The 3,331-nt window shown below is 58.9% G+C and carries 5 protein-coding genes; all 5 read left to right on the top strand.

Annotation, left to right across the window (positions count from 1 at the left end; all coding sequences use genetic code 11):
- Positions 1 to 95 precede the first annotated feature (95 nt).
- On the top strand, positions 96 to 494 hold the full coding sequence (tnpA, locus tag FFS37_RS35570) for an IS66-like element accessory protein TnpA (RefSeq protein ID WP_137935546.1): 399 nt from the start codon (positions 96 to 98) through the stop codon (positions 492 to 494).
- On the top strand, positions 491 to 838 hold the full coding sequence (gene tnpB / locus FFS37_RS35575) for an IS66 family insertion sequence element accessory protein TnpB (protein WP_137935547.1): 348 nt from the start codon (positions 491 to 493) through the stop codon (positions 836 to 838). Before tnpA ends, tnpB begins: the two co-directional genes overlap by 4 nt.
- Before the next feature lie 65 nt (positions 839 to 903).
- Positions 904 to 2,508, top strand: coding sequence for an IS66 family transposase (gene tnpC, locus FFS37_RS35580; protein WP_137935548.1), 1,605 nt, complete (start codon positions 904 to 906; stop codon positions 2,506 to 2,508).
- A gap of 81 nt (positions 2,509 to 2,589) precedes the next feature.
- The gene (locus tag FFS37_RS35585; RefSeq protein ID WP_137935549.1) at positions 2,590 to 3,042 is read left to right on the top strand and encodes a hypothetical protein; all 453 of its coding nucleotides are present in this window, start codon (positions 2,590 to 2,592) and stop codon (positions 3,040 to 3,042) included.
- Positions 3,043 to 3,066: 24 nt separating this feature from the next.
- Positions 3,067 to 3,300 carry a hypothetical protein gene (locus FFS37_RS35590; RefSeq protein WP_137935550.1) on the top strand — a complete coding sequence of 78 codons (234 nt, stop codon included), beginning with the start codon at positions 3,067 to 3,069 and terminating at the stop codon, positions 3,298 to 3,300.
- Positions 3,301 to 3,331: the final 31 nt, after the last annotated feature.

The raw sequence follows: 3,331 nt of genomic DNA on the forward strand, positions 1-3,331 counted from the left end.
GGTAAGCGTCCGGTGAATCTGCCTTTGAGATTTCCCGCGAACACCTGAAGTTACGTCACTAATTCCGTCATTAGAGACGTCATCAGGGATGAACTATGGGCCGCATGGAGATTTTGACGGGCGTCGAGCGTCGACGCGACTGGTCCGACGACGAGAAGCTTTCGATACTGCAGGAGGCTGCCGAGCCGAATGCCAGCATTGCCGACGTCGCGCGGCGGCACGATGTCAAACCCCAGCAGATTTATGCCTGGCGGCGCAAGTTCGCGGCCGAACAGTCGGAGCCGGTGGTCTCCTTTCTGCCGGTCGCATTGATTGCCACGGAGACGAGCAACGAAGCGGAGCGACCCGCCTCCGTCGACAAGCCTGCGGCAAAGCGGTCGGCACGCCCCATGCGGATCGAGATCGGTTGCAAGGGCGGCCGCGTCTTGAAGGTCGAGGCCAACATTGCGGCTGACGTCCTGAAAGCACTGATCCGCTCGGTTGAAGACGCATGATCGCGCCCGGCGCAAATGTACGCGTCTATCTCGCCTGCGGTGTGACGGACATGCGCAAGGGGATCGATGGCCTGATGGCGCTGGTGCAGTCGTCACTTCGCCAGAGGCCCGCGTCGGGTTCGGTCTTCGCGTTCCGAGGCCGTCGTGGTGATCGTATCAAGCTACTGTTCTGGGATGGTCAGGGTTTCTGCCTCTATTACAAGGTCCTGGAGAAGGGCCGCTTTCCCTGGCCGTCCGCGACCGATGGCACGGCCCGGCTGACGGCGGCGCAGTTGTCGATGCTGTGGGAAGGTATAGACTGGCGGCGTCCTTCCTGGACCTCTGCGCCGACACGGGTCGCGTAAGACAGATGCGAATCTTTACAGATAGATAAGTGGCAATCTGACGCCAAATCAGCTACAGTTTTGGCATGGAAACGAGCCCTTCGATCCTGCCGGATGACGTCGATGCGTTGCGAGCCATTATCGCTGCGCAGGCCGATCAACTGGCAGAACAGGCTCGAAAGCTTCAATCCCGCGACACCCTGATCGACAAACTGAAGGCGCAGCTTGCGGTTCTCAAGCGGGCACGGTTCGGCTCGTCCTCCGAAAAGATGGACCGCGCCATCGAACAGCTCGAACTGGCGTTGGAAGATATCGAGGCGGCCGAGGCGGAAGCCATGGCCCCAGCATTGTCGTCGACTGCCGGTCCGGCAAAGGCCAAGCCGAGCCGCCAGCCATTGCCCGATCATCTGCCACGCCATGACGTGACGCACCAGGCAACTTGCGCATGCCCGGTCTGTGGCGGCTCCGACTTCATCCGTGCAGGCGAAAGCGTCAGCGAAGTTCTCGACTATGTCCCGGCCTCATTCCGTGTCGTGCGCCATGTCCAGCCCCGCTTCACCTGCAAGGGCTGCGATACGCAGATTAAGGCCGACATGCCGTCGTTGCCCATTGAACGCGGCAAGCCGGGACCGGGGCTGGTTGCCCATGTGCTGATCGCCAAATATTGCGATCACCTGCCTCTTTATCGCCAATCCGAGATTTATGCGCGGGAAGGCGTCGATCTGTCCCGCTCGACCATGGCCGACTGGATCGGCAAGGCTAGCACATTGCTGGAGCCGTTGCTGGCGAAGCTTCGAGACCATGTGTTCGCTGGCCATCGACTTCACGGTGACGACACGCCCGTTCCAGTTCTGGAGCCAGGCAAGGGCAAGACTAGGACCGGGCGGTTGTGGACCTATGTTCGCGACGGTCGTCCCTATGGTGACACGATCCCACCTGCAGTCTGCTACTTCTTCAGCCCGGATCGTAGAGGACTGCATCCCCGGCAGCATCTCGCTACCTTCTCCGGCGTGCTGCATGCCGACGGTTATGCTGGCTTCCGTGATCTCTACGAGCCACACAAGCCAGGCGGCCCACCGACCATCCTGGAAGCCGCCTGCTGGGCGCATGCAAGACGCAAGTTCTTCGATCTGACGACTTCAGGAAAAGCGCCGATTGCGGAGGAAGCGCTCCGTCGGATTGGCGAACTCTACGAGATCGAGAAGACTATTCGTGGGGAGCCGCCAAACGTGCGGAAAGCTGTGCGGCAGGAAAGAGCCAAGTCTAAGGTCGAAGCCCTGCGATTATGGCTGGACGACAACCTCAAGCGCCTGCCGCAAAAATCCGGGACGGCGGAAGCGAGCCGATATGCGCTTTCCCGTTGGAAATCGCTCTGCCGTTTCCTCGATGACGGCAGTATCGAGATCGACAATAATGCTGCCGAACGGGCAATCCGGCCGATTGCGCTCGGCCGCAAAAACTGGCTGTTCGCTGGCTCGGACAAAGGCGGCGAACGTGCTGCCGCGATCCTGTCGCTGATTGAGACTGCAAAGCTCAACGGCCTCGACCCGGAAGCCTACCTGCGTGCTGTTCTATCCCGGATTGCGGACCATCCGATCAACCGAATCGATGAACTCTTGCCTTGGAATACAGAGATTGCCGTGACGTCGGACTTTCCGACGCAAGGCAAGGTGCACATCGCTTTTGCCTGACGCCGCAAATTATTCTTATGTCCAAGCTCAACATTCCGAATCTTGGCTGTAAAATTGAATTGAGAGAGCAGGAGATATGAGATGCAAGCCGAGACCTTCTACTTTGATGACGCGAGCAGCGTTGACTTCGACAAAACCACCGCTATCGAGGTCATCGCAGATATTGCTTATGTGAACTCGGATTTTTTTGCCCGGGACCTGGCTGTACAAGATGACCCCAGAGGACCGACCGGCGAAGGGGCTGCGCTACTTGTGCCGCACGCCGGACTTCGCACCATCAGGCTTGCCAAAGGTGGAGAAAAATTGTCCCGGGCCGACATCGGTGCTTGGGATGACCTAGTGAACAATCATCTACTTCCTTTCCTCGACCGACAGATAGCCGATCTCGAAGCAGAGAAGAGCGCCACGCCCGAGTTCGAACAGCCCTACGCGCTGCTTGCGGCGAGCATTCGGTCAAAGCGTGAAGCGACCGCGCGGCAGCACAAGGCATTCATGAGTGGCTTCGACATCGCTTCGAAATCCAGACAACGCTGACAGGAGCCTTTGACGGAGATCGATATGAAGCTGACGAATGCGCAACGAAGGCTCCTTGACCGTGTTAAGGCCGACGGCGGAGCTATCCGTCAAGTTGACATGACGGCCTACGAGAACCGCTCAGCCCATGCCCTCCGAGAGCGGGGCCTTCTCGAACTGGATGGGGCGATCACGTCCAACATCTACGGCGGATCGACATACAATCATTTTACGTGGGTGTTGCCAGAGGACTCTGCCGAGAACATCGCATCCAAGTGAAAGTAGAAATGGTCCCTCACCGGACGCTTAC

This window comes from Mesorhizobium comanense, assembly GCF_005503535.1.
Lineage (GTDB): Bacteria > Pseudomonadota > Alphaproteobacteria > Rhizobiales > Rhizobiaceae > Mesorhizobium > Mesorhizobium comanense.

Excerpts from the sequence above, each read along its gene's own strand:
- tnpA (WP_137935546.1), top strand. The coding sequence starts at position 96 with ATGGGCCGCATGGAGATTTTGACGGGCGTCGAGCGTCGACGCGACTGG.
- tnpB (WP_137935547.1), top strand. The coding sequence starts at position 491 with ATGATCGCGCCCGGCGCAAATGTACGCGTCTATCTCGCCTGCGGTGTG.
- tnpC (WP_137935548.1), top strand. The coding sequence starts at position 904 with ATGGAAACGAGCCCTTCGATCCTGCCGGATGACGTCGATGCGTTGCGA.
- FFS37_RS35585 (WP_137935549.1), top strand. The coding sequence starts at position 2,590 with ATGCAAGCCGAGACCTTCTACTTTGATGACGCGAGCAGCGTTGACTTC.
- FFS37_RS35590 (WP_137935550.1), top strand. The coding sequence starts at position 3,067 with ATGAAGCTGACGAATGCGCAACGAAGGCTCCTTGACCGTGTTAAGGCC.